Below are 22,321 nucleotides of genomic sequence, written 5' to 3'. Positions count from 1 at the left end.
TCAGGCTCTCCCGAGAATCAGCAGATGACGTGCACCCTCACTGCCCGGCACCCGCAGAGGATGACTGGCCTTGAGTTCGATTCCAGACGGTAGCGCCTGGAGTTCGTCCTCAGGATACAGACCTTTCATTGCAAGAAAAACACCATCCTCACGACACAGGTGTGAGGTCCAGTGCAGCATGGCTTCCAGCGAGGCAAAGGCGCGGGAAATCACCTGATCAAACGGCGGCCGGTCACAGCTTTCGGCCCGGGCGTTGATTACCTCGAGGTTATCGAGCCCCAGTTCCGCCTTGACCTGCAGCTGAAAGCGGGTCTTTTTACCGTTGCTGTCCAGCGTGGTCACGGCGATATCGGGGCGACAGATGGCCAGCGGTATACCGGGCAGACCCGGACCGCTGCCCACATCGATCAGACGGGGCCCCTGGATATGGGGCAGCACGCTGAGGCTGTCTATCAGATGGCGGTCTATCATTTGCGCCGGATCACGCACGGCGGTGAGGTTGTAGGCCTTGTTCCATTTCACCAGCAATGCCAGATAGGCCATCAGCTGATCTGCCTGTTGCTGGGTCAGTTCGATTCCCATTGCACCGCTTTGGCGCAATAGCTGTTCCTTGAATTTTGCATCCATTAACTGGCGGCCTGCTCCTGGCTGGATTTAAAGCGGTGTTTTTTCAGGTACACCAGCAGCAGCGAAATGGCTGCCGGTGTCATGCCCTGAATACGTGATGCCTGGGCAATACTTGCCGGTTGAACGGATTCAAGCTTTGAGCGCAGCTCGTTCGACAGACCACTGATCAGGCTGTAATCCATGTCGGCGGGCAGCGCAGTATTTTCCTGACGCTGCATCTGCTCGATTTCCTCGCGCTGGCGATCAATGTAGCCGGCGTACTTGAACTGGATTTCGACCTGCTCGGCCACCTGCGGGTCAACCCCGGGCCCACCGGCCGCGGCGGCAACATCGCGGTACTCCAGCTCGGGACGCTTGATCAGGTCTGCCAGGTTGTATTCCCGCGTCAGCGGCGTTTTCAGCTTGGCGTTCAGCACACTGGCGCGATCGCTGCCGGGCTGCACCCAGGTTTCACGCAGGCGCTGCTTTTCCAGTTCTATGGCTTCGCGCTTGGCGCAGAAATGCGCCCAGCGCGCATCGTCGACCAACCCAAGCTCGCGGCCTTTTTCGGTCAGGCGCAGGTCGGCATTGTCTTCGCGCAGTATCAGGCGGTATTCGGCCCGGCTGGTGAACATGCGATAGGGCTCGGCGGTGCCGTGGGTAATCAGGTCGTCCACCAGGACACCGATATAGGCCTCGTCACGACGCGGATGCCAGGCATCACGCTCGAAGGCGCGGTTGGCCGCATTGATACCCGCCAGCAGACCCTGGGCGCCGGCTTCTTCGTAACCGGTGGTGCCGTTGATCTGACCGGCAAAGAACAGACCCTGCATGTGCTTGGTTTCCAGGCTGTGCTTGAGATCCTGGGGATTGAAAAAGTCGTACTCGATGGCATAGCCGGGTCTGGTGATATGGGCCTGCTCGAAACCGCGGATCGAACGCACGGCCTCAAGCTGAATATCGAACGGCAGACTGGTGGAAATGCCATTGGGGTAGAGTTCGTGCGTCGTCAGTCCTTCGGGCTCGACAAACACCTGGTGCGAGGTCTTGTCGGCGAAGCGCATGATCTTGTCTTCCACCGACGGGCAGTAACGTGGACCTGCACCTGCGATCACACCGGTATAGAGCGGCGAACGATCAAGCCCCTTGCGCAGTATCTCGTGCGTCTGTTCGTTGGTATGGGTGATATAGCAGCTGACCTGACGCGGATGCTGGCTCAGCTTGCCCATGAAGGACATCACCGGTACCGGGGTATCGCCCGGCTGTTCCTGCATCACGGAAAAATCCACGGAGCGCGCATCAATGCGCGGCGGAGTACCGGTTTTCAGGCGGTCGACCCGCAGGGGCAATTCACGCAGACGCTGTGCCAGGGCGATGGACGGTGGATCACCGGCACGGCCGGCTGAGTGATTTTCCAGACCTATGTGAATCAGGCCACCGAGGAAAGTGCCCGCGGTCAGCACAACCGAGGTGGCGTGGAATCGAATACCCGTCTGGGTGACGACGCCGCGCACCGTATCACCTTGCATGATCAGGTCATCGGCGGACTGCTGGAAGATCTGCAGGTTCGGCTGATTTTCCAGTATCTCGCGGATGGCAGCCTTGTACAGGATACGGTCAGCCTGGGCACGGGTTGCTCTCACCGCCGGACCCTTGCGGGAATTCAGTACCCGAAACTGGATACCACCCAAATCCGTGGCCGTGGCCATGGCACCGCCCAGGGCATCGATCTCTTTCACCAGATGACTTTTGCCGATGCCCCCGATGGCGGGGTTGCAGGACATCTGTCCGAGTGTCTCGATATTGTGAGTGAGCAACAGGGTCTTAGCGCCCATGCGTGCAGCGGCCAATGCAGCTTCAGTGCCTGCATGACCTCCACCAATCACGATTACGTCGAAACGACCTGGATAGTCCACCGATGAGTACCTCTGGTTGAGTATTGCCCGTCTGACAGACGAGTCAGTCGTAAAATGGGCGCTAAGTATACTCCCATGTTGTCGATTAGAAAATGTTCAAAAAATGAACACTGTCTTTGTTCAACGCTTTGGGTTCTTAAAGAGTTAAATATATTTTTCTTTATATATGTGTTTAATGATTGTTGTTGTTATTAGTAAGGACCTCTTCTGTTCAAAAGGCTATTTAATACATATATAACAATAGCTTGCGTTGATTGTTAGGTTGTTATGAAGGTGCTATCGGATGGGGGCGCAAGCGTTGCATAGCCTGTTGATGAAACTGGTGGTTATGCACAGGCCTGGTTATGCACAGCGATATCCCAAGGTCTGTCCCGTAGCTATACACAGGATAAAATCGATCCTGGCCGTCCAAACAAATATTTGCCGCTGCTGTGCCTTTTCTGTCAACAAGCTGTTGGCAAGACGAGGTTCTATCCACAATGGCTTCAATTCAGACTGCGTCTCCCTGTTTATCTGACAACAGCCACCATAGGCAGCCGCCCTACTGTGTTGATAGTTTCTGTGCGTAAATAATATAAACTGTTTTAATACAATATCTTGTATGTTGAACAACTCAGTTCATTAGCTGTTGTTTCATGGGGGTATAGCAGGTGCATAGCCACTGAATATGCGTTTGTGAATAACCTTGTTTTGCGTGTTATTCGCTGATTAACTGTGTGTAACCTTATTGGTGTGAATAACTATTTTGCCACTATTGCCTGTGGATACTTTTAAGGGCAGTGCAGATCTCGCCTGTATAATTCAAAAGTCTATATTGATGGCTCGAAATCCGATAGTTCGCTGATAAAGCTGTTGGGGTAGGCCGTCGAGATACCCGTTGATTTGGTCCGCTCAGAAGCCGCCGATCCTGGCCCCTCCTGCGGCTGTAGGTCGGGTGATTTTTGGTAATGACCCGGTGAGTATTTGTCGATTTACAGCGCCTCTGGTTAGCGTATTTTGGACGCCACAATAACGACAATATGCTGCCTTTAAAGGTGAGTTATGCCGGACAAGAACAAGTGCACGGGCCAGTTACCTGCAGAGCAGGCCCCCTTGCGCAATCCCGTCACGGCAGAGACGCACCGCGGGGCCAGGCGCTATCGCCTGCAGCGTGTGCGCGAGCAGCTGCTGGCAAATGACTGCACCGCCATCTTGCTGTACGACCCGGTGAATATCCGCTATGCCACCGACAGCTCGAACATGCAGGTCTGGACGCTGCACAACTATGCCCGCTATGCGCTGGTGTTTGCACAGGGGCCGGTGATTCTGTGGGAGTTCCACAACTGCGAGCACCTGCAGCACGGCAATGAGCTGATCGACGAGATTCGCCCGGCGCTGAACTGGAGCTACTTTGGTGCCGGCTCGCGCATAGGTGAAAAAGCCGCGCTCTGGGCCGCCGAGATCGCGGATCTGGTACGCCATCATGCTGGCAAGGGCGCGCGGCTGGCGGTGGACAGGGCCGAGTTCGAAGGGCTTGAGCTGCTGCAGCGTCTGGGTTTGAAGCTTGTTGAAGGCCATAGCCTGATGGAGGAAGCCCGACGTATCAAGTCGGCGGACGAGCTGGCGCTGATGCGCTGGACCATCAATGTCTGTGAGCAGGGCATCGCCCGCATGCACGATGAGCTGCGCCCCGGCATGACGGAAAACGAACTCTGGGCCTGGCTGCACTTCGAGAATATCCGTAACGGCGGCGAGTGGATCGAGACAAGGCTGCTGGCCTCCGGGCCGCGCACTAATCCCTGGATGCAGGAGTCCAGCGACCGGGTAATGCAGGCCGGCGAGATAGTGTCTTTTGACACCGACCTGATTGGCCCCTACGGCTACTGCGCGGATATCTCCAGAGCCTGGACGGTGGGCCATGTGGCTCCCACGGATGAGCAGCGCAGGCTCTATAGCCTGGCCCATGAACAGATCCATACCAATATGGCATTGCTCAGGGCCGGGCTCAGTTACCGGGATTTTACCCACCGGGCCTGGCCGATTCCGGCAGAATTTCACCACAACCGCTATTGCTGCCTGGTGCATGGCGTGGGGCTGGCGGATGAGTTTCCGGCCGTGGCCCATGCGGGGAAAGACTGGGACAGCGGCGGTTACGACGGCCTGTTCGAGGAGAACATGGTGGTTTGTGTTGAGAGCTATATCGGTGAAGAAGGTGGTCGTGAAGGTATCAAGCTGGAGCAGCAGGTACTGATTAGCGCCCATGGTTGCGAGCCGCTGTCAGGCTATCCGTGGCAAGACGACTGGTTGCTTTAGATTTGCCGGATCGGAAACACTTTTTTGGGATTCATCGCATTGACCGGTGATTCCCTATTTACTTTGTGGATACCTTACTCATGCCAATCAAGTTTTATTTGCAGGGTGCATCCCTGGTGCTGCTGGCGGCGCTGGGCTTTAGCCTGCAGCCGCTGTTTGCCCGCGAGGTCTATGCCGACGGTGCCAATGCGCTGGGGCTGGTGTGGTTACGTTTTCTGGTGCCCAGCCTCCTGCTGTTACTGTTCATACCTGGCAAAACCCGGCGCCTGAGACCGGGGGCTGGCGTACTTGGAATGATCAACGGCATGGCATCGCTGTGCTATTTCATTGCGCTGCAGCAGGTCACAGTGAGCCTTACTGTCATGTTGCTCAGCCTGTTTCCGCTGCTGGTGTTCCTGCAGGGCTGGGCACGACGCCAGGAAAGCCTGACCGTATCGCGCCTGCTGGCGCTGGTCGGTGCCCTGGCGGGGGTCTATTTTACTCTGGATGGCGACTTCGCCGGTTCCTGGGTCGGTATTCTGTTTGGCCTGGGGGCGGCACTGTTTTACAGCGCCTATCTGGTGGGGGCACCACGCTGGATGCCCGCCGGTGATGCGCTGGGCTCCTCCGCCTGGACGCTGATCGGGGCGGCGCTGGTGTTCTCGGTGCCGGCCATTCTGGGCTACGCCGACCTGCCCCAAAGCGCACGGGGCTGGAGTGCGGTGCTGGCGCTGGGCATCGTCTCGACCTTTATCCCCTTCCTGCTGCTGATCAAGGGTATCGGGATACTCAGGCGCCAGTTTGATGTGGCCATTTTCTCGACGCTGGAACCGGTGGCGTCGATCTTCTGGGCCTGGCTGCTGCTGCACGAAACCCTCAGTGAAAACAGCCTGCTGGGCGGAGTCCTGGTGCTTTCAGCGGCGCTGCTGATGATCTGGTCTCAGTCCAGGCGCCAACCTGCCAGGCTTTTGGGGGCATGATTAACGTCATTGGCCCAGGGCCGAAAAATCGTTTGCGGGTTGTGGCGTAACGTACCGATTGCTTTGTGCATGGCGGCAGCGATGAGCAGGCAGCGGTTTCCGGTGCCTGAATAGCTGCTCGAGTTTCGCCTGATTTCGTACCCAAAACGCAAAAGCCCGCGACGGACTTCATGCCGGTCGCGGGCTTCTTCGTATTCACATTCTTACTTGCCGATACAGAAGCTCGAGAAGATACGCCCGAGCAGGTCGTCGGAGCTGAATTCACCGGTGATCTCGTTCAGTACCTGCTGGGCCTGACGCAGGTCTTCGGCCAGCAGTTCGCCCGCCCCCATATGTTCGAGTTGGTCGCGGCCTGTGTGCAGCAGTTCATGGGCGCGCTCAAGGGCATCCAGGTGGCGCCGCCGCGCCATAAAGCCGCCTTCGGTAGTGCTCTTAAAGCCCATGCAGTCTTTCAGATGCTCGCGCAGTTCCTCTATGCCCTGCCCGCTTTTAGCGGACAGCGAGATAAGTGTGTGCTCACCAACCTGTGTTTTACCCGGTTCCTCGCCGCTGATATCGGCCTTGTTGCGGATCACGGTGACTTTGGACAGATCGGGCAGCTGCTCGACGAAATCGTGCCAGAGCTCATCCGGTTCGGTGGCGCTGGTTTGGGTGCTGTCGGCCATCATCAGGATGCGATCGGCCTTGCGGATTTCCTGCCAGGCGCGGTCGATACCGATGCGCTCGACTTCATCCGGCGCATCGCGCAGGCCCGCGGTGTCGATAATATGCAGCGGCATGCCATCGATATGAATGTGCTCGCGCAGGACATCGCGGGTGGTGCCGGCGATATCGGTGACGATGGCGGTTTCACGCCCGGCCAGCGCATTCAGCAGGCTGGATTTGCCGGCGTTGGGGCGCCCGGCGATCACCACGCTCATGCCCTCGCGCAGCAGGCTGCCCTGGCGGGCTTCATTCTGTACCGCCTCCAGCTGATCGATGATCTGCAGCAGGTCGCCCAGTACCTTGCCGTCGGCCAGGAAGTCGATCTCCTCCTCGGGGAAATCAATCGCCGCCTCAACATAGATACGCAGCTGTATCAGGGCTTCGACCAAAGCGTGGATACGGCGTGAGAACTCGCCCTGCAGGGAGCGCAGTGCACTCTGTGCTGCCTGCACTGAACTGGCGTCAATCAGGTCGGCAATTGCCTCCGCCTGGGCCAGGTCGAGCTTGTCATTGAGGAAGGCGCGCTCGGAAAACTCGCCAGGCTTTGCAAGCCTTGCACCGAGTGTGAGTACTCGCTTCAGAAGGAAGTCCATCACCACAGGGCCACCATGGCCCTGCAGTTCCAGCACGTCTTCGCCGGTAAAGGAATTGGGCCCCGGGAAGTAGAGTGCGATGCCCTGATCGATCTCCTGCCCTTGCGTATCCTGGAAGGCGCCGTAGTGGGCATAGCGGGGCTTGGGCAGGTGCCCGAGGATACTCTGGGCTATTTCGCCAGCGCGGCGCCCGGAGACCCGGATGATGCCGACGCCGCCTCGGCCGGGCGCTGTGGCCTGGGCTGCAATGGTGTCCTGATTGATTGGGCTCATGGTAAACAACGTAGAGTTAATAGTTGTAAGGCGTCTTCTGCCAAGCAAAACATATCGCGAGTATTTATGCAGCTATGCTGAGCGCGCGCGGCTCATGCGCTTCCATGCGCCCGCGACATACAATCGCCATGGAGGGCGAGAGTGCCAAAAACGCAGGAGCAGTTGTTGGCCGTTCATCCTGAACATTTACCGCTCCTGCGCATCCATGCGCCCGCGGTATACCGTTCATCCTGAACATAAAAAGGCTCCCGAAGGAGCCTTTTTTGATGCAGCCCGTTAGCTGCTGGCCTTGGCTTCTTTCTTGCCGCCGCCTTCGATCTGCTTGTTGATCACGTACTGCTGTGCGATCGATAGCACGTTGTTGCACACCCAGTACAGCGTCAGACCGGAGGGGAACCAGAGGAAGAAAAAGGTGAAGACGATAGGCAGCATCTTCATGATCTTCGCCTGCATTGGGTCCGGCGGAGACGGGTTGAGCGACTGCTGGATAAACATGCTCACGCCCATCAGGATCGGCAGGATGAAGTACGGATCCTTGGTGGACAGGTCTGCCAGATAGAGGAAGTCGGCCTGGCGCAGCTCAACGGACTCCATCAGTACCCAGTAGAGGGCGATGAAGATCGGCATCTGTGCAACCATCGGCAGGCAGCCGCCCAGCGGGTTGATCTTCTCTTTCTTGTACAGCGCCATCATTTCCTGGGACATCTTCTGGCGGTCATCGCCATAGAGTTCCTTCAGACGCTGCATTTCCGGGCCAAACTTGCGCATGTTGGCCATGGATTTGAAGGCTTTGGCATTGAGCTTGAACAGTGCACCCTTCACCAGAATGGTAATGGCGATGATCGACAGACCCCAGTTGCCCAGCACGCTGTGGATCCAGGTCAGCAGCATGTGCAGCGGCGAGGCGATCCACCAGAGCCAGCCGTAGTCCACGGTCAGTCGCAGGTCTTCCTGGGCGGCGGCCAGCTGTACCTGATCCTTGGGACCGGCATAGAAGGTAGCCTTGACGCTCTGCTGCTGGCCGGCGGCGGCAGTAATGGTCGGTGAGACGAAACCGGCAATGTAGTTGTCGTTCTGCTTGCGGGTGCTGTAGGTATATTCGGCACCCGGGGCCGGAATCCAGGCACTGATGAAGTAGTGCTGCACCATGGCAACCCAGCCATCGGCGGAACGCTGCTTGAAAGTTTCGTCGTCTATATCGCCGAACTTGACCTTCTGATAGTTGTTATCTGCGGTGGAGAAAATCGGACCCAGATACGACTGCATGCCCATATCGGTGGTGGACGACGGATCGGCACTGCCGTCCCGCTTGATCTGGCCAAACAGGTTCGCCGTCCAGCTCTGCTGGCTCTGGTTGTCGACAATATATTCCAGGCCGATCTGGTACGAACCCTTGGTGAAGCTGTAGCGCTTGGTTACCTTGACGCCGGCAGAATCGGTGAAGCTCAGGTCAACGTTCAGGCTGTCGGCGGCACCCAGTTCAAACGCGGACGCGTCCACACTGTAAACCGGACGACCCGAGGTGGCGGCATCGGGACCATTGGGGCCGATCAGGCCGCTCTGGGCAACATAGGTGCGATTGCTGGTCTGCTCCAGCAGTACAAAGGGCAGATCAGCGTCGATCGTCGCCTTGTATTGGGGCAGTGCAACCTGAATGATGTCGCCACCGGTGGTGTCAACCAGCACGTCCAGTACATCGGTACGGATGCTGATCAGACGGGATTTGGCTGCGGCGGTCGGGGTGGTTTCGGTGCCTGTAGCGGGGAGTTCTGCACTCTGCGCTGTAGCGGTTATGTCTGCCGTGGGCAGTTCGTCACCGGCAGGACTGCTATAGGCCGAAACAGATGTCTGGCTTGCGGGAGCGGCGGGCTTTGACCCGTAATCTTCGTTCCACTGCAGCACCAGCACATAGGAAATCAGTGCAAGGGCAGCAAATGATATGACTCGCTTTACATCCATGGCGTAAGGACCATTATCTCTGCGGGTTAGCTTTTTTTGCCTTGTGTTTCAGCCGTGACCAGCATTTTTTCATAAGCTGATGCACTTCTTCGGGTTCAAGCTCATCCAGGCCTTTGCGTGCCAGAATTACGAGATCAACCGGGGGAAGGTTATGCTGATTGAGGCGAAATGACTCGCGAATGATACGTCGAATACGATTGCGTTTCACAGCGCGACGTACATTTTTTTTGGAGATGACAAACCCGATACGGGGGTGATCGAGCTCGTTGAAGCTGGCAAGTATCAATATGGGCTGATCAGGGACTTTCAGAGAGACTTTGTCAAAAACCTTCTGGAAGCCCTCGCCAGTCAGAATCCTGAGCTGGCGAGGATATTCGAATCCGGCCATCCACTGCTACCAGATCATAAGCGTTGTGTACATTAAGCACACAGACGCTTACGACCTTTTGCACGGCGACGGTTCAGTACCAGGCGGCCATTTTTGGTAGCCATGCGAGCACGGAAACCGTGGCTGCGCTTACGTTTCAGTACGCTGGGTTGAAATGTTCTTTTCATGGGTTCAGTCCTACTCACTCAGTCCTGACTAACATCGCAAGGAGTGTTAGGAGACTGGAAAAATCACGGGTAAAAATCAGACGCGACACTATAGGGTAAATAACAGGCCTTCGCAACGGCTTCGTTGGCACTAATGCACATTAAATGACCGTTTTTTGCGCTTGATGGCCCGCCGCGGGAGGCTTTCCACGCCGCCGTATCGTGACTTCTTTATATAAGAAGGCTGTGCACGACTCTGCCCAGGGGTCTTGTGAGGGCGAGGCTGCCGCAGCTATTAGGGCTTGAATAGCACAGTGCGAGTGCCTTGTGTGCCATGTTTGAAGATTGCGGTATATTTTTGTTAGTAAACCATATAAATACTTTAAAAACATATAAATACACTGTTTGTAACCTGTTATATAAGCTGTCATTAAGTAGTGAGTTAGCTTACTTTGGCCGCGCAGGGAGGCATCAGGCGGTGGTTTTGGCCGCTTCAGATCCGGTACTGGCAGGGTGGGAAATAAGTTTTCAACACTGTGGATAAGTTTCATTTTACCCGTTAGAATCACCCGCTATAACGTTGCTAGTGATAGCGTTCGGCCGCGCCACAGGAGAGTCAATGTCCACCGAGCTTTGGGAACAGTGCTTGAGGAGTCTGCAGGAGGAGTTCCCGGCTCAGCAGTACAACACCTGGATTCGCCCGCTAAAGGCGGAGCCCGGTCGTGACAGTCTGCTTGTTCTGATGGCGCCGAACCGTTTTGTGCGTGACTGGGTAAACGACCGTTTCCTCAACCGTATTCGCCAGGTGGTCTGTGATGTCACCGGCGACATCAGCGCCGATGTACGGCTCGAAGTCGCGCAGCATGGCGGCGGCGCACTGCGTTCCCCCGTCCGTGCGGCCATGGCGCCACTGCGTACCCGCCCGGCGGCACCGCCGCGGGACCCGGCTCCGGCTTATGCGGAACCTGCCTATAACAGCGCACCGGCCGCGCAGCCTGAAGCACCAGCGCAGCAGCGTTACACCGCTGCGCCCCAGGAACAGGAGTATGAGCCAGAGGCCCTGCCCGGAGTGCCTGAACCACAGCTGGAGCTGGACATGGCGCCGGCAGAACCTGTGTTCGCGACAACCATGAGCCCGCGGCATGATCGCAACAAGGTTGTGGAGGTCGAGGGCGGTGTGCGGCACCAGTCTAACCTCAACCCCTCCTTTACCTTCCAGTCCTTCGTGGGCGGCAAGTCGAACCAGCTGGCGCTGGCGGCCGCGCAGCAGGTGGCGGACAATCCCGGCGGCTCCTACAACCCCCTCTTTATCTATGGCGGTGTGGGCCTGGGTAAAACGCATTTGATGCACGCCGTGGGCACAGAAATGCTCAAGCGCAACCCCAACGCCCGTATCGTTTATCTGCACTCCGAGCGTTTTGTCGCCGATATGGTGAAGGCGCTGCAGTTGAACGCGATCAATGACTTCAAGCGCTATTACCGCTCGGTGGATGCACTGCTGATCGATGATATCCAGTTCTTTGCCGGCAAGGAGCGCTCCCAGGAAGAGTTTTTCCATACCTTTAATGCCCTGCTTGAGGGCGGTCAGCAGATGATTCTGACCAGTGACCGCTATCCCAAGGAAATCAGCGGCGTTGAAGAGCGGCTGAAGTCACGCTTTGGCTGGGGGCTGACGGTGGCCATCGAGCCGCCTGAACTGGAAACCCGTGTCGCCATCGTGATGAAGAAGGCTGAAGAAGCCAAGATTATCCTGCCCGATGATGCCGCCTTCTTTCTGGCGCAGAAAATTCGCTCCAACGTGCGTGAACTCGAAGGTGCGCTCAAGCGTGTTATTGCCAACGCGCATTTTACCGGCAGCGTTATCAGTACGCCCTTCATTAAGGAGTCGCTGAAAGACCTGCTGGCATTGCAGGACAAACAAGTTAGTATTGATAATATTCAGCGGGTTGTAGCCGATTACTACAAGATTAAAATGTCCGATCTGCTTTCCAAGCGCCGCAGCCGGTCTATTGCCCGGCCCCGGCAGGTCGCGATGAGTTTGTCGAAAGAGCTGACTAACCACAGTCTGCCCGAAATCGGCAATGCGTTTGGGGGTCGTGATCATACTACCGTGTTGCATGCCTGTCGCAAGATCAAGGAGCTGCGGGAGATTGATACGGACATCAGAGAAGATTATCAGAACCTGCTGCGTCATCTCACGGCGTAGTTATCGGATCGGAACAAGGTAGATCGCCATGAGATTCGTCATATCGCGCGAAGCGTTAATTAAACCCCTGCAGCTGGTCGCCGGTGTCGTTGAGCGTCGTCAGACCTTGCCGGTGCTGTCCAACATTCTGCTGGTTGCCGAGGGTGACCAGCTGTCCATGACCGGGACCGACCTTGAAGTCGAGCTCGTGGGCCGTGTGACCCTGGATGAACCCGCCGATGCGGGCTCCGTTACGGTGCCTGCGCGCAAGCTGATGGATATCTGCAAGTCGCTGCCGGACGACGCTCGCATCGAGCTGGCCCTCAGCGGCCAGAAGATGGTGATCAAGGCGGGGCGCAGCCGCTTCAGCCTGTCGACGCTGCCGGCGGCCGAGTTTCCCAATGTGGAAGACAGCCCCCAGGCGCTGGATCTGAACCTGACCCAGGGGCATCTGCGCCACCTGATCGATCAGACCGGCTTCTCCATGGCGCAGCAGGATGTACGCTACTACCTCAACGGCATGTTGCTGGAAGTCGCCAACGGCCAGCTGCGAGCCGTCTCCACCGATGGCCACCGTCTGGCGACCTGTGTTGCCGATGTCGTCGCTGATACCGACAGCAGCCATCAGATCATTGTGCCGCGCAAGGGTATCCTTGAGCTGGCGCGTTTGCTGCAAAACGGTGAAGACGGTGTACGCCTGCTGATCGGCGCCAACCACATCCGCGCCCAGGTGGGTGACTTTATCTTCACCTCCAAACTGGTTGACGGCAAATTTCCGGATTATCAGCGCGTTATTCCGCGCAATGGCAACAAGTACATGCTCGGTGACCGCCAGGTGCTGCGCCAGGTACTGAGCCGTATCGCCATTCTCTCCAACGAGAAGTACCGCGGTGTGCGTCTGTTGCTGACCAGCGGTTTCCTCCAGGTCATGGCCAATAACCCGGAGCAGGAAGAAGCCGAAGAAACCGTGGCGGTGGACTACGATGGCGAGTCGCTGGAGATCGGCTTCAACGTCAACTATCTGCTCGACAGCCTGTCGATCCTGAATTCGGAAACGGTGCGCTTTACCCTGTCCGATGCCAACAGCAGTGCGCTGATTGAGGGTGTCGACGAAGCGGACAGCCTCTATGTCGTGATGCCGATGCGCATGTGATCAGTCTTCACCGCAGGGCCGGGTTGATAGGCCTGGCCGTTCCTCTATGCCGATAAAAAGTCTTCATGTTCAGCACGTTCGCAACCTGTCGGATGTGCGAATCACGCCGTCGCCGCGGATCAATATTATCAGCGGCGACAATGGCAGTGGCAAAACCAGCCTGCTGGAAGCCCTGCACTTTCTGGGTATGACCCGCTCCTTTCGTACCAGCCAGTTCCGTCATCTGCTGCAAAGCGGCGCCGACAACTGCCTGGTATTCGCCCAGATTGATCCTGTCGGCAAGGGTGAACAGCATCCGCTTGGCGTGGAGCGGCGACCCGACGGTGACGTGCGTATTCGCCATGCCGGCCAGACGCTGGGGCTGTCGGAGCTCGCCCAGCTGTTGCCGCTGCAGGTCATCGACTCCGACACCTTTCAATTACTCGAGGGCAGCCCCGGTGTGCGGCGCCAGTATATCGACTGGGGCGTGTTTCATGCCGACCCGAGCTTTATCCAGCTGTGGCGCGGCTTCAGGCGCATATTGAAACAGCGAAACTCACTGCTTAAATGTGGTAAAATCGACCCTCGGCTGCGGCGTGTGTGGGACAGGGAATTTGTCACCTATGCCGAGCGGATGACGGCGCTGCGCGCGCGCTATATCGAACTGCTAAAACCCGATTTTGAAACCACTCTCAGTCGTTTGCTGGGGGGGGTACCGGTAGAGCTCAAATTCAGCCAGGGCTGGGATCGCAAAACCCCGCTCGATCAATTGCTGGAAGAAGGCCTGGCGCGGGATCTGAAGCAGGGCTTTACCGGCAGCGGCCCGCAGCGGGCCGATCTGCGGGTCCGTACGGATGGACAAAGTGCCGCTGAGCGACTGTCTCGCGGCCAGAAAAAACTGGTGGTCAGCGCGCTGAAGCTGGCCCAGGGTGCCCTGTTCTATCGCTTGAATAACCGCCCCTGTATTTATCTGATCGACGATTTGCCGTCGGAGCTGGACGAACAGCATTGCCGTTTGTTTTGCCAGTTCCTGGAGGAAACCTCCAATCAGTGTTTTATCACCTGCGTTGATCCCGGAGCCCTTGGCGGCTTCTGGTTGCCCCAGACGGATGTCAGCCGTTTTCGGGTTGAGGCAGGGACGCTGACACATATTGATTAAGCGCCCCGCCCGGCACCTTTTCTGGCGCCGGGCCGGGACTGTGATGCCCATAAGGCATCACCACGGGCCTTGGGCCCTGCGAACCCTTCACCGGGGAGCGCGCAATATTCCACCCGCTTTTGTGGGTGACGTTAGGCAGGTCGGGACGGTCTGCCTGATTGCCAGGTTAACAGGAGATAATTGATGAGCGACGAAAACCAGAGCTATAACTCCTCGAGCATCAAGGTCCTCAAGGGTCTTGATGCCGTGCGCAAGCGCCCTGGTATGTATATCGGCGATACCGACGACGGTACCGGTCTGCATCACATGGTGTTCGAGCTGGTCGACAACTCGATCGACGAAGCCCTTGCCGGTCACTGCTCCGAGATTCGAGTGGTTATTCATCCGGATGAAAGCGTCAGCGTTGGCGATAACGGTCGTGGCATCCCGACCGAGCTGCATGAAGAAGAAGGTGTATCGGCGGCCGAGGTCATCATGACCGTGCTGCACGCCGGCGGCAAGTTCGATGACAACAGCTACAAGGTATCCGGCGGCCTGCACGGCGTGGGTGTCTCGGTGGTGAATGCGCTGTCCAGCGATCTGAAGCTCACCATCCGCCGCGCCGGCGAAGTATTCGAGCAGACCTACCACGATGGCGTACCGGAAGAGCCACTCAAGGTTGTGGGTGAAACCAGCAGCACCGGCACCAGCGTGCGCTTCAAGCCCTCGCCCGCGACCTTCACCCATATCCTGTTCCAGTACGATATTCTGGCCAAGCGCCTGCGCGAGCTGTCGTTCCTGAACTCGGGTGTGCGCATCGTGCTGCGTGACGAGCGCAGCGCCCGTGAAGATATCTACGAATACGATGGCGGTCTTGGGGCCTTTGTTGCCTACCTGAACCAGAACAAGAGCGCGGTCAACAAGGTCTTCCACTTCAACTCCATGCACGAAAACGGCGTGGGCGTGGAAGTGGCACTGCAGTGGAACGATACCTTCCAGGAAAACATCTACTGCTTTACCAACAACATTCCCCAGCGCGACGGCGGCACCCATCTGTCGGGATTCCGTACTGCCCTGACCCGCTGTCTGAATACCTACATTGAAGCCGAAGGCCTCAACAAGGGCAGCAAGGTCGCCACCACCGGTGACGATAGCCGCGAAGGCCTGACAGCCATAGTGTCGGTGAAAGTGCCGGACCCCAAGTTTTCCTCCCAGACCAAGGACAAGCTGGTGTCCTCCGAGGTCAAGACTTCGGTTGAGCAGATGATGGGGCAGGAATTCAGCGCCTACCTGCAGGAAAGCCCGCAGGAAGCCAAACTGATAGTCGCCAAGATGATCGATGCGGCCCGCGCCCGTGAAGCGGCCCGCAAGGCCCGCGACATGACCCGCCGCAAGGGCGTACTGGATGTCGCCGGCCTGCCGGGCAAGCTGGCGGACTGCCAGCAGAAGGACCCTGCGCTGTCTGAACTCTACCTGGTGGAGGGTGATTCCGCCGGCGGTTCTGCCAAGCAGGGCCGCGATCGCCGCAACCAGGCGATTCTGCCCCTCAAGGGCAAGATCCTCAACGTTGAAAAGGCCCGTTTCGACAAGATGCTGTCGTCGGTTGAAGTCGGCACCCTGATCACGGCCCTGGGCTGTGGTATCGGCCGCGAGGAGTTCAATCCGGACAAGCTGCGCTACCACCACATCATCATCATGACCGACGCCGATGTCGACGGTTCGCACATCCGTACCCTGCTGCTGACCTTCTTCTTCCGGCAGATGCCGATCCTGTTCGAGCGCGGCCATATCTACATCGCCCAGCCGCCGCTGTACAAGATCAAGAAAGGCAAGCAGGAACAGTACCTCAAGGACGACGATGCGCTGGACAACTACCTGTTGCAGGGCGCGCTTGATGGCACCAGCTTCCATGTCAACGAAGACGCACCACCGCTGAGCGGCGCCTCGCTGGAAACCCTGGTCAACGAGTACCGCACCGTCGACAAGCTAATCAATCGTCTGGGCATGTTGTATCCGACCCAGCTGCTCAAGCAGATGCTCTATATGCCGAGCCTCGGCAAGGAGCAGCTGAAGGACCGGGAAGTCGTACTGCAGTGGACGCAACTGCTGTGTGACAAGCTGTCGGTACAGGCGGTGGGCAATGAACGCTTCCTGGCCGAGATCATTGAAGACCGCGAGCACAGCCAGTTCCTGCCTGAAGTGAATCACCTGCTGCACGGGGTGGAAAACTACTACCGCTTTGGCGACGACTTCTTTGGTTCCCGCGATTATCTGGCGATCACCACCCTGGGCGACAAGCTCGGCACCCTGCTGGAAGATGGCGCCTATATCAAGCGTGGCGAACGGGTACGCCCGGTGACCCACTTCGAGGAAGCCCTCAACTGGCTGCTCGATCAGTCGCGCCGCGGCCACTACATCCAGCGCTACAAGGGTCTGGGCGAGATGAACCCGAGCCAGCTGTGGGAAACCACCATGGATCCGGAGTCGCGCCGCATGCTGCAGGTGACCGTCGACGACGCCATCGCCGCCGATCAGCTCTTCACCACCCTAATGGGTGATGATGTCGAGCCGCGTCGCGCCTTTATCGAGGCCAACGCCCTGCGGGTGTCCAACCTCGACGTTTGATGCCAGCCGCTGGATCACACCAGGTGTGATCCAGCGACTTGTAAAAATGCTCTTGCGTCCCACTTCGGTGTGACGCAAGAGCATTTTTTTTTGCATCTCGATTGCGTCGAGTACGGCGACCCGTGTGCAAGGTTGGTCGTTTAAAGGTGCACCACTACGTATAGATGAACTGAATTAGCAGCCCATGTAGGTCGTAGGTTGGGATGAGGAACGAATCCCAACACGTCCGACTATAACTGGCGTCCTCATTATTCACCAAAACTGGTGCCCGAGTCGGCTGTAAAGTCACGCCCCCAGTCAGGCGACAGCGCACCTATGCGTACATATCGGTGGAAGCTTGAGTACAACCATTCATTACAGCTATCAACATATCCATGCTTCACCGGATTGAAATGAATGTAATCGAGATGATTCTGATAATCTATTTCATCCTGGATTAAATGTTCCCAATTCCGGCGCTGCCAAATACCGCGTTCCCTCTGCCTGTTACGGCTCGCGGAAATTCGTTCATTCTTTGGTAATCCACGGAAAAAATATGTTTTGATCAACCGCCAGCGCATTGGATAACCGGTATCGCCTTCCGGCAAAGCCCAAACTGCATGAATATGATCCGGCAACACAACAATGGCATCAATATGATAGGGATGTTGCCGTTTCACACGGCGAAAGGCAGCGCGCAGCTGTTCAATGTTCTCGGTCAGCAGGCTCTGCCGGCGATCTGCAAGATTAACTGTAAAGAAGAACGTACCACCTATATGGCGAGAGCGTCGATAGTACATATCATTTCCCTATGATGTGACTGTAATTTTACCGATCTATTTAATGTTGGGATTCGTTCCTCATCCCAACCTACGGGCTATCGCTCACCTTCCAGGCCATGCCATACCCGGAGAATAATAATGGCACTGGTATGAACCGAATATCGAACGACGTATTTTCCGTAAACCATATCGCGGACGGAATCGGGAACCGGAGCCATTTCAACCGGCGTGCCTATTTTTGGGAATTCAGGTAGCAGCTCGATTTTACTTACCAGTTCTGCGGCAATTCTGGCTGCCGCAGAAGGATTGTGGACCGCAATGAACGCCCTTAGGCGTTTCAAATCTTCAATGGCTGCATCCGTGTAAACCAATTTCACTTGGCTGACCCAGGCGCATCCTGTTCGTTTTCCGTTCCCCAACTTTTAAGCCAGTCATGAACCTCGCTGGCATCAACTACCTTGCCTTGTGCAGCAGACTCCATTGCCTCCAGCGTTTGCTTCCAGCGCTCTTGCTCAAGCTGCTGTTTTTCGATGTATTCCGACAATGCCTGGTTGATCACCCAACCCTTGCTCCGATGGAGCCTGCTGGCGATGGCTTCCAGATGCTGCTCAACGTCTGCCTGGAGACGAACTGTTGTGACACTCATGGCGGTACCTTCGAACTGGATGACTACAATGTATTACAGCATAGTCGACGGGGGTTCGCCAAAAAATTAGAGCCCGCCTAACCTGTCGAACTGAAGATGTTATTGGCCTGCAGCAGCTCGCGGACCGGGCGGATCTCGACGCTGCCGTAGCGGGCCGGGGGGATTTTTTCCGCCAGCCGGATCGCTTCGTTCAGGTCTCTGGCGTCCAGCATGTAAAAGCCGGCCAGCTGCTCCTTGGTTTCGGCGAAGGGGCCATCGGTGGTGACGGCCCTGCCGTCGCGTACGCGCAGGGTGGTGGCACTGTCGGTGGTCTGCAGCGGCGCGCCGTCGAGGAAGTGGCCGCTTGCGGTCAGATCCTCGACACAGGCGATGCATTCAAGGTTCAGGCTGTCCCACTCCGCCTGGGTCATGCTTTTCATGATCTGTTCGTTGTAATACACCAGGCACAGGTATTTCATGGTCCCACCTCCTCCTCGGCTTGCTTTCCCGTCATGGATTCCGTCAGTGCGGCCAGTTGGGCGGCGACCGCCGTCCAGCCTTCGGTAAAGCCCATCGCCTCGTGCTTTTCCAGGTCCTCCTGGCTCCAGTGCCGGGCGCTGGCCCTGTAGCGGGTGCCCTCACCTTCGGCCTCGATCTGGAATGTGCCCACCATAAAGGCATGCTGCGGATTCCAGTGGCTGTCAAAGGCGTCGGTGAAGACAAAGCGCCGGCCGGGCGTGACTTCAAGAAATACGCCTCGGCAGGGAATCTGCTCAGCGCCGACACTCTGGTGTTCTCGACTGGTTAAGCCAGACAGGTACGGCCTTGCGCCGTTGAACGAACTGAGGTCACCGGTTGCCGGCTGGGCTTTCGGCGCCTGTGCCATCCCGTCAGAAAGCCTTCGCCGCGCGGCGCGGCTCCTGCGGTTGCGACGAACCGACAGGTGGCTGCCGTGTGGGTAACAGCCCTCTGTATAACTTTTGTTATGCACAACCATTAAACTATGCACAGTATCTGTTGGCAGACCTGTGAACAAGCTTGTAGCAAGTACCTTGAAGTTGCGTACAGGCCCCGCAATTACTGGCTTTGTGAAAACTGCTCAATCGAGCAGCCTGCGTCGTTGAAAAGGGCTGCCGGTAACGCAAACGAGCGGGCGATATCGAAGCATCCCCAGCTTATGCACAGCGGTGTTCACACGCTAGAAGACCCGGCGCGAAGCGCTCGGGCCAAAACTTATTCACTGCGTAGCAACAGCACCTAGCGGGACGCAGCAAGCCGCCATCACTCTCCGCCCGGCTCCAGCACCGCCAGCAGGCGCGCCAGGCTCATTTCCAGGGCCGTCAGATCGGTGGGGTTTAGCGGCGCCAGTATCCGGTGTTCATTCTGTACATGGGCCTCTACAGCACGGTCGATCAGTTCCAGCCCGGCCGGGGTGAGCTTGACCAGCTTGCTGCGGGCATCCTCGGGATTGACCAGCCGTTCCACCCAGCCACTGGCCTCCAGGCGCTGCATGCGGTGGGTCATGGTGCCGGAGGTAACCATCAGGGTGGAGAACAGTGCTGTGGGGGCCAGGCAGTAGGGCGCGCCTGTGCGACGCAGGGTCGCCAGCATGTCGAACTCCCAGATGCTGAGGCCAAAGGCCGAGAAGGCTTCGTCCAGACGGCGCTGCATCAGGGCCGAACAGCGCGTGAGCCGGCCGATGGTGCCCATGGGGCTTGCGTCCAGATCCGGGCGCTCACGCCGCCATTGGGCCAGGATGGCATCCACTGCATCGGGCTGTCGTTCTGTATTCATGCTGCGCTTCCCCAAGTGCCATTTCCATAGTGCTACTTCCGTCACGGAAGTTGTCTTGATATCAAGATAAGTCTGTGCGAGACTCGCTTTTTATCTTGAATTGAAGATAATATCATGAGCAGCCGCACACAACATACCGTCTGGATCGATGTACTGATCACCGCCCTGGCGCCCGCCATCTGGGGCTCTACCTATATAGTTACCACCGAATTGCTGCCGCCGGACCGGCCCTTTACGGCGGCAGTGCTGCGCACGCTACCGGCCGGCATAGTGCTGGTTTTGCTTGGGCGGCACTTGTTGCGTCGGTCCCAGTGGGGACGCCTGGTCATATTGGCCGCGCTCAATATAGGCGTTTTTCAGGCGCTGCTGTTTGTCGCCGCCTACCGTTTGCCCGGTGGCCTGGCCGCCGTTGTGGGGGCCATTCAGCCGCTGCTGGTTATGGGTCTGGCCTGGTCTGTCGACAGCCGTCAGCCGGCCTGGCTGGCGGTGGTGGCAAGCCTGATCAGTGTGGCGGGCATGGCTGCGTTGCTGCTGGCGCCCGGTACGCACTGGGATCTTGTCGGTATCGCGGCGGCGCTGGTGGGGGCGGCCTGCATGGCCGGTGGCACCTTTCTGGCGCGGCGCTGGCGGCCCGATGTTCCCCTGCTGGCCTTTACCGGCTGGCAGCTGCTGGTGGGTGGTCTGATGCTGCTGCCGGTGGCCTGGTTTGCTGACCCGGCCCTGCCAGCGCTGAGTACCAGTGCAGTGCTGGGCTATGTCTATCTGTCGCTGTTTGGCGCCCTGCTGGCCTATGTGCTCTGGTTTCGCGGCATCGCCCGCTTGTCACCGGTGGCGGTGTCGTCCCTGGGGTTGCTCAGTCCGCTGACGGCCGTGGTGCTGGGCTGGGCGCTGCTCGGGCAAAGCATGACGGCTGTCGCCCTGCTGGGCTTTGTTGCCGTGCTCGGCAGTATTCTCGCGGTGCAGTGGGCCTCTGGTGCCCAGCGCCCTGCACTGTCGCCTGGCTCTGTTCGCTGATTTAGCCTGTGGGTGTCCATCGCAGATTAGAGGGAAGCCAAGGGGCCAAACCCGTATGCCAGCAGGTTTTCTGCAGCAGGGTCAGTGCCCTGCCTGGCCACAGCCTGAGGGTATATGCAGCAGGCGGTGGACATTCCTGGCCCAGTCGTCGGGCACGGCCTGGGTGCGGCAGTAGTCATCGAGCTGACGTTCCAGCACCCCGGCTTCCTGCCATTCGAGTGAAGCCTTGCGGCGCAACGAGGTTAGCAAAGGCGTGCGCAAATGTACCCAGTCGATCGAGGCCAGCCCGAGTGCGTTGATCGGTACCACCGGGATGGCGTCGCCCAGGCGTGGAACCATGGGTTGCCGGATAAACAGCAGCGGACCCTGCGGCGCAACCCGATCCAGCGCCAGGGCTTGGGTCAGTGCCGTACCCATGACCGGGCTGGTGGTCATCAGGCCCATGTGCAGTGAATAGGTGTGGTCCTCGACGAAGCAGTCACGCACTTCCTGGGGAAAACTGCCCTGTATATTGGCGAGCTCACCCTCGGTAATGGCGCCACGCGACCAGCGCCCGCCGCTGGCGATATGCTGCATGATGGCCCCCGCAATGGTGGCGCAGCGTTCCAGGGACTGCTCGTGAAATTCACTGGCGACCAGGAATCCGTCCCCGCATTGCAGTACGAATAGCTGGTCAGGGTGTTGCGGATAGCAGTAGCGCCCCATCCTGAAGATGGCTTGCATCAACTGATTAAGGCCTTCGAGTACCTTTTCTATGGGGTCGCCAAAGGTACTGTGCCCTTCAATGGCAAGGTAAAACGACCAACGCCCCGACACGGCTGTCTCTCCCGTATCTGCGGTTTATAACGGATTTCAACGGAACTCTTTCTTTGAGCCGTCTCTTACCTTTAGAGACAACAACAACGCGACAAAGTCCCTCCCGGCGGTTGGTCTGGCCAGCATTGCAGGTTGCGGGCAGCGAAATCGGAGCGCCGAAGCGCCAGCATCAGCATCAGCGGCATTAATGGGCGCGCAATTATTCGAATGCGCTCAAAACCAGTGCCAATCCGGCGGGCCCAGGGCGGTGACACTGAGCTACTCAGTAGCCTGCTGTGTTTTTAACATGCAGATATTAAAGGGAAATTTTTAAGGCATCGGGAATTTTCGGACTTGAATGAAGCCTCTGGTCGATGTTGATGCCGCCGCAGAGCCGGGCTGCGCCGGGATCCCT

General features: G+C 57.8%; 20 protein-coding genes. 7 read left to right on the top strand and 13 right to left on the bottom strand.

What is annotated here, in order from left to right; all coding sequences use genetic code 11:
- Both rsmG and mnmG read right to left on the bottom strand, forming a co-directional pair.
- Entirely contained in the window at positions 1-627 is a 627-nt protein-coding gene (rsmG, locus tag MRS74_RS12150; protein WP_254580558.1) for a 16S rRNA (guanine(527)-N(7))-methyltransferase RsmG, read from the bottom strand.
- The gene (mnmG, locus tag MRS74_RS12145; protein ID WP_254580557.1) at positions 627-2,522 is read right to left on the bottom strand and encodes a tRNA uridine-5-carboxymethylaminomethyl(34) synthesis enzyme MnmG; all 1,896 of its coding nucleotides are present in this window, start codon (positions 2,520-2,522) and stop codon (positions 627-629) included. The genes rsmG and mnmG overlap by 1 nt, the downstream gene beginning before the upstream one ends.
- 1,041 nt (positions 2,523-3,563) lie before the next feature.
- Between mnmG and MRS74_RS12140 the strand changes: the two genes are divergently transcribed.
- Positions 3,564-4,814 carry a M24 family metallopeptidase gene (locus MRS74_RS12140; protein ID WP_254580556.1) on the top strand — a complete coding sequence of 417 codons (1,251 nt, stop codon included), beginning with the start codon at positions 3,564-3,566 and terminating at the stop codon, positions 4,812-4,814.
- Positions 4,815-4,894: 80 nt separating this feature from the next.
- Positions 4,895-5,773 (top strand): DMT family transporter, encoded by an 879-nt coding sequence (locus tag MRS74_RS12135; RefSeq protein WP_254580555.1) that lies wholly within the window; start codon positions 4,895-4,897, stop codon positions 5,771-5,773.
- Positions 5,774-5,976: 203 nt separating this feature from the next.
- Here MRS74_RS12135 and mnmE read toward each other — a convergent pair whose 3' ends face one another.
- From mnmE to rpmH, 4 genes are all read right to left on the bottom strand, one after another.
- Positions 5,977-7,344 (bottom strand): tRNA uridine-5-carboxymethylaminomethyl(34) synthesis GTPase MnmE, encoded by a 1,368-nt coding sequence (gene mnmE / locus MRS74_RS12130; protein ID WP_254580554.1) that lies wholly within the window; start codon positions 7,342-7,344, stop codon positions 5,977-5,979.
- A 276-nt stretch (positions 7,345-7,620) separates the two neighbouring features.
- Positions 7,621-9,303 (bottom strand): membrane protein insertase YidC, encoded by a 1,683-nt coding sequence (gene yidC, locus MRS74_RS12125; protein ID WP_254580553.1) that lies wholly within the window; start codon positions 9,301-9,303, stop codon positions 7,621-7,623.
- Between the two features lie 13 nt (positions 9,304-9,316).
- Positions 9,317-9,691 carry a ribonuclease P protein component gene (rnpA, locus tag MRS74_RS12120; protein ID WP_067289207.1) on the bottom strand — a complete coding sequence of 125 codons (375 nt, stop codon included), beginning with the start codon at positions 9,689-9,691 and terminating at the stop codon, positions 9,317-9,319.
- 32 nt (positions 9,692-9,723) lie between these two features.
- Positions 9,724-9,858, bottom strand: a complete 135-nt coding sequence (gene rpmH, locus MRS74_RS12115; protein WP_082708503.1) for a 50S ribosomal protein L34 — start codon at positions 9,856-9,858, stop codon at positions 9,724-9,726.
- Positions 9,859-10,456: 598 nt separating this feature from the next.
- On the opposite strand from rpmH, the gene dnaA reads away from it, so the two are divergent.
- From dnaA to gyrB, 4 genes are all read left to right on the top strand, one after another.
- Entirely contained in the window at positions 10,457-12,043 is a 1,587-nt protein-coding gene (gene dnaA / locus MRS74_RS12110; protein ID WP_254580552.1) for a chromosomal replication initiator protein DnaA, read from the top strand.
- Positions 12,044-12,071: 28 nt separating this feature from the next.
- Positions 12,072-13,175, top strand: coding sequence for a DNA polymerase III subunit beta (gene dnaN / locus MRS74_RS12105; RefSeq protein ID WP_254580551.1), 1,104 nt, complete (start codon positions 12,072-12,074; stop codon positions 13,173-13,175).
- Between the two features lie 46 nt (positions 13,176-13,221).
- Complete coding sequence (gene recF / locus MRS74_RS12100) at positions 13,222-14,313, top strand: DNA replication/repair protein RecF (RefSeq protein ID WP_254580550.1); 1,092 nt, start codon at positions 13,222-13,224, stop codon at positions 14,311-14,313.
- A gap of 183 nt (positions 14,314-14,496) precedes the next feature.
- Positions 14,497-16,917, top strand: coding sequence for a DNA topoisomerase (ATP-hydrolyzing) subunit B (gyrB, locus tag MRS74_RS12095; RefSeq protein ID WP_254580549.1), 2,421 nt, complete (start codon positions 14,497-14,499; stop codon positions 16,915-16,917).
- Between the two features lie 248 nt (positions 16,918-17,165).
- Here gyrB and MRS74_RS12090 read toward each other — a convergent pair whose 3' ends face one another.
- From MRS74_RS12090 to MRS74_RS12065, 6 genes are all read right to left on the bottom strand, one after another.
- Positions 17,166-17,696 carry an REP-associated tyrosine transposase gene (locus MRS74_RS12090; protein ID WP_254580548.1) on the bottom strand — a complete coding sequence of 177 codons (531 nt, stop codon included), beginning with the start codon at positions 17,694-17,696 and terminating at the stop codon, positions 17,166-17,168.
- A gap of 77 nt (positions 17,697-17,773) precedes the next feature.
- A complete protein-coding gene (locus MRS74_RS12085) occupies positions 17,774-18,055 on the bottom strand; it encodes a type II toxin-antitoxin system RelE/ParE family toxin (RefSeq protein WP_254580547.1) in 282 nt (93 codons plus the stop codon).
- Positions 18,052-18,324 carry a CopG family ribbon-helix-helix protein gene (locus MRS74_RS12080; RefSeq protein ID WP_254580546.1) on the bottom strand — a complete coding sequence of 91 codons (273 nt, stop codon included), beginning with the start codon at positions 18,322-18,324 and terminating at the stop codon, positions 18,052-18,054. Before MRS74_RS12080 ends, MRS74_RS12085 begins: the two co-directional genes overlap by 4 nt.
- Before the next feature lie 77 nt (positions 18,325-18,401).
- Positions 18,402-18,782 carry a YciI family protein gene (locus MRS74_RS12075; protein ID WP_254580545.1) on the bottom strand — a complete coding sequence of 127 codons (381 nt, stop codon included), beginning with the start codon at positions 18,780-18,782 and terminating at the stop codon, positions 18,402-18,404.
- Positions 18,779-19,189 carry an SRPBCC domain-containing protein gene (locus tag MRS74_RS12070; RefSeq protein WP_254580544.1) on the bottom strand — a complete coding sequence of 137 codons (411 nt, stop codon included), beginning with the start codon at positions 19,187-19,189 and terminating at the stop codon, positions 18,779-18,781. Before MRS74_RS12070 ends, MRS74_RS12075 begins: the two co-directional genes overlap by 4 nt.
- A gap of 395 nt (positions 19,190-19,584) precedes the next feature.
- Positions 19,585-20,097, bottom strand: a complete 513-nt coding sequence (locus MRS74_RS12065) for a MarR family winged helix-turn-helix transcriptional regulator (protein WP_254580543.1) — start codon at positions 20,095-20,097, stop codon at positions 19,585-19,587.
- Between the two features lie 114 nt (positions 20,098-20,211).
- On the opposite strand from MRS74_RS12065, the gene MRS74_RS12060 reads away from it, so the two are divergent.
- Positions 20,212-21,111 carry an EamA family transporter gene (locus MRS74_RS12060; RefSeq protein WP_254580542.1) on the top strand — a complete coding sequence of 300 codons (900 nt, stop codon included), beginning with the start codon at positions 20,212-20,214 and terminating at the stop codon, positions 21,109-21,111.
- A gap of 81 nt (positions 21,112-21,192) precedes the next feature.
- Here MRS74_RS12060 and MRS74_RS12055 read toward each other — a convergent pair whose 3' ends face one another.
- Positions 21,193-21,927 (bottom strand): hypothetical protein, encoded by a 735-nt coding sequence (locus tag MRS74_RS12055; protein ID WP_254580541.1) that lies wholly within the window; start codon positions 21,925-21,927, stop codon positions 21,193-21,195.
- Between the last annotated feature and the right edge of the window lie 394 nt (positions 21,928-22,321).

This window comes from Marinobacterium sedimentorum (assembly GCF_024267675.1).
Lineage (GTDB): Bacteria > Pseudomonadota > Gammaproteobacteria > Pseudomonadales > Balneatricaceae > Marinobacterium_A > Marinobacterium_A sedimentorum.
This window is presented reverse-complemented; position numbering and strand designations above follow the sequence as displayed.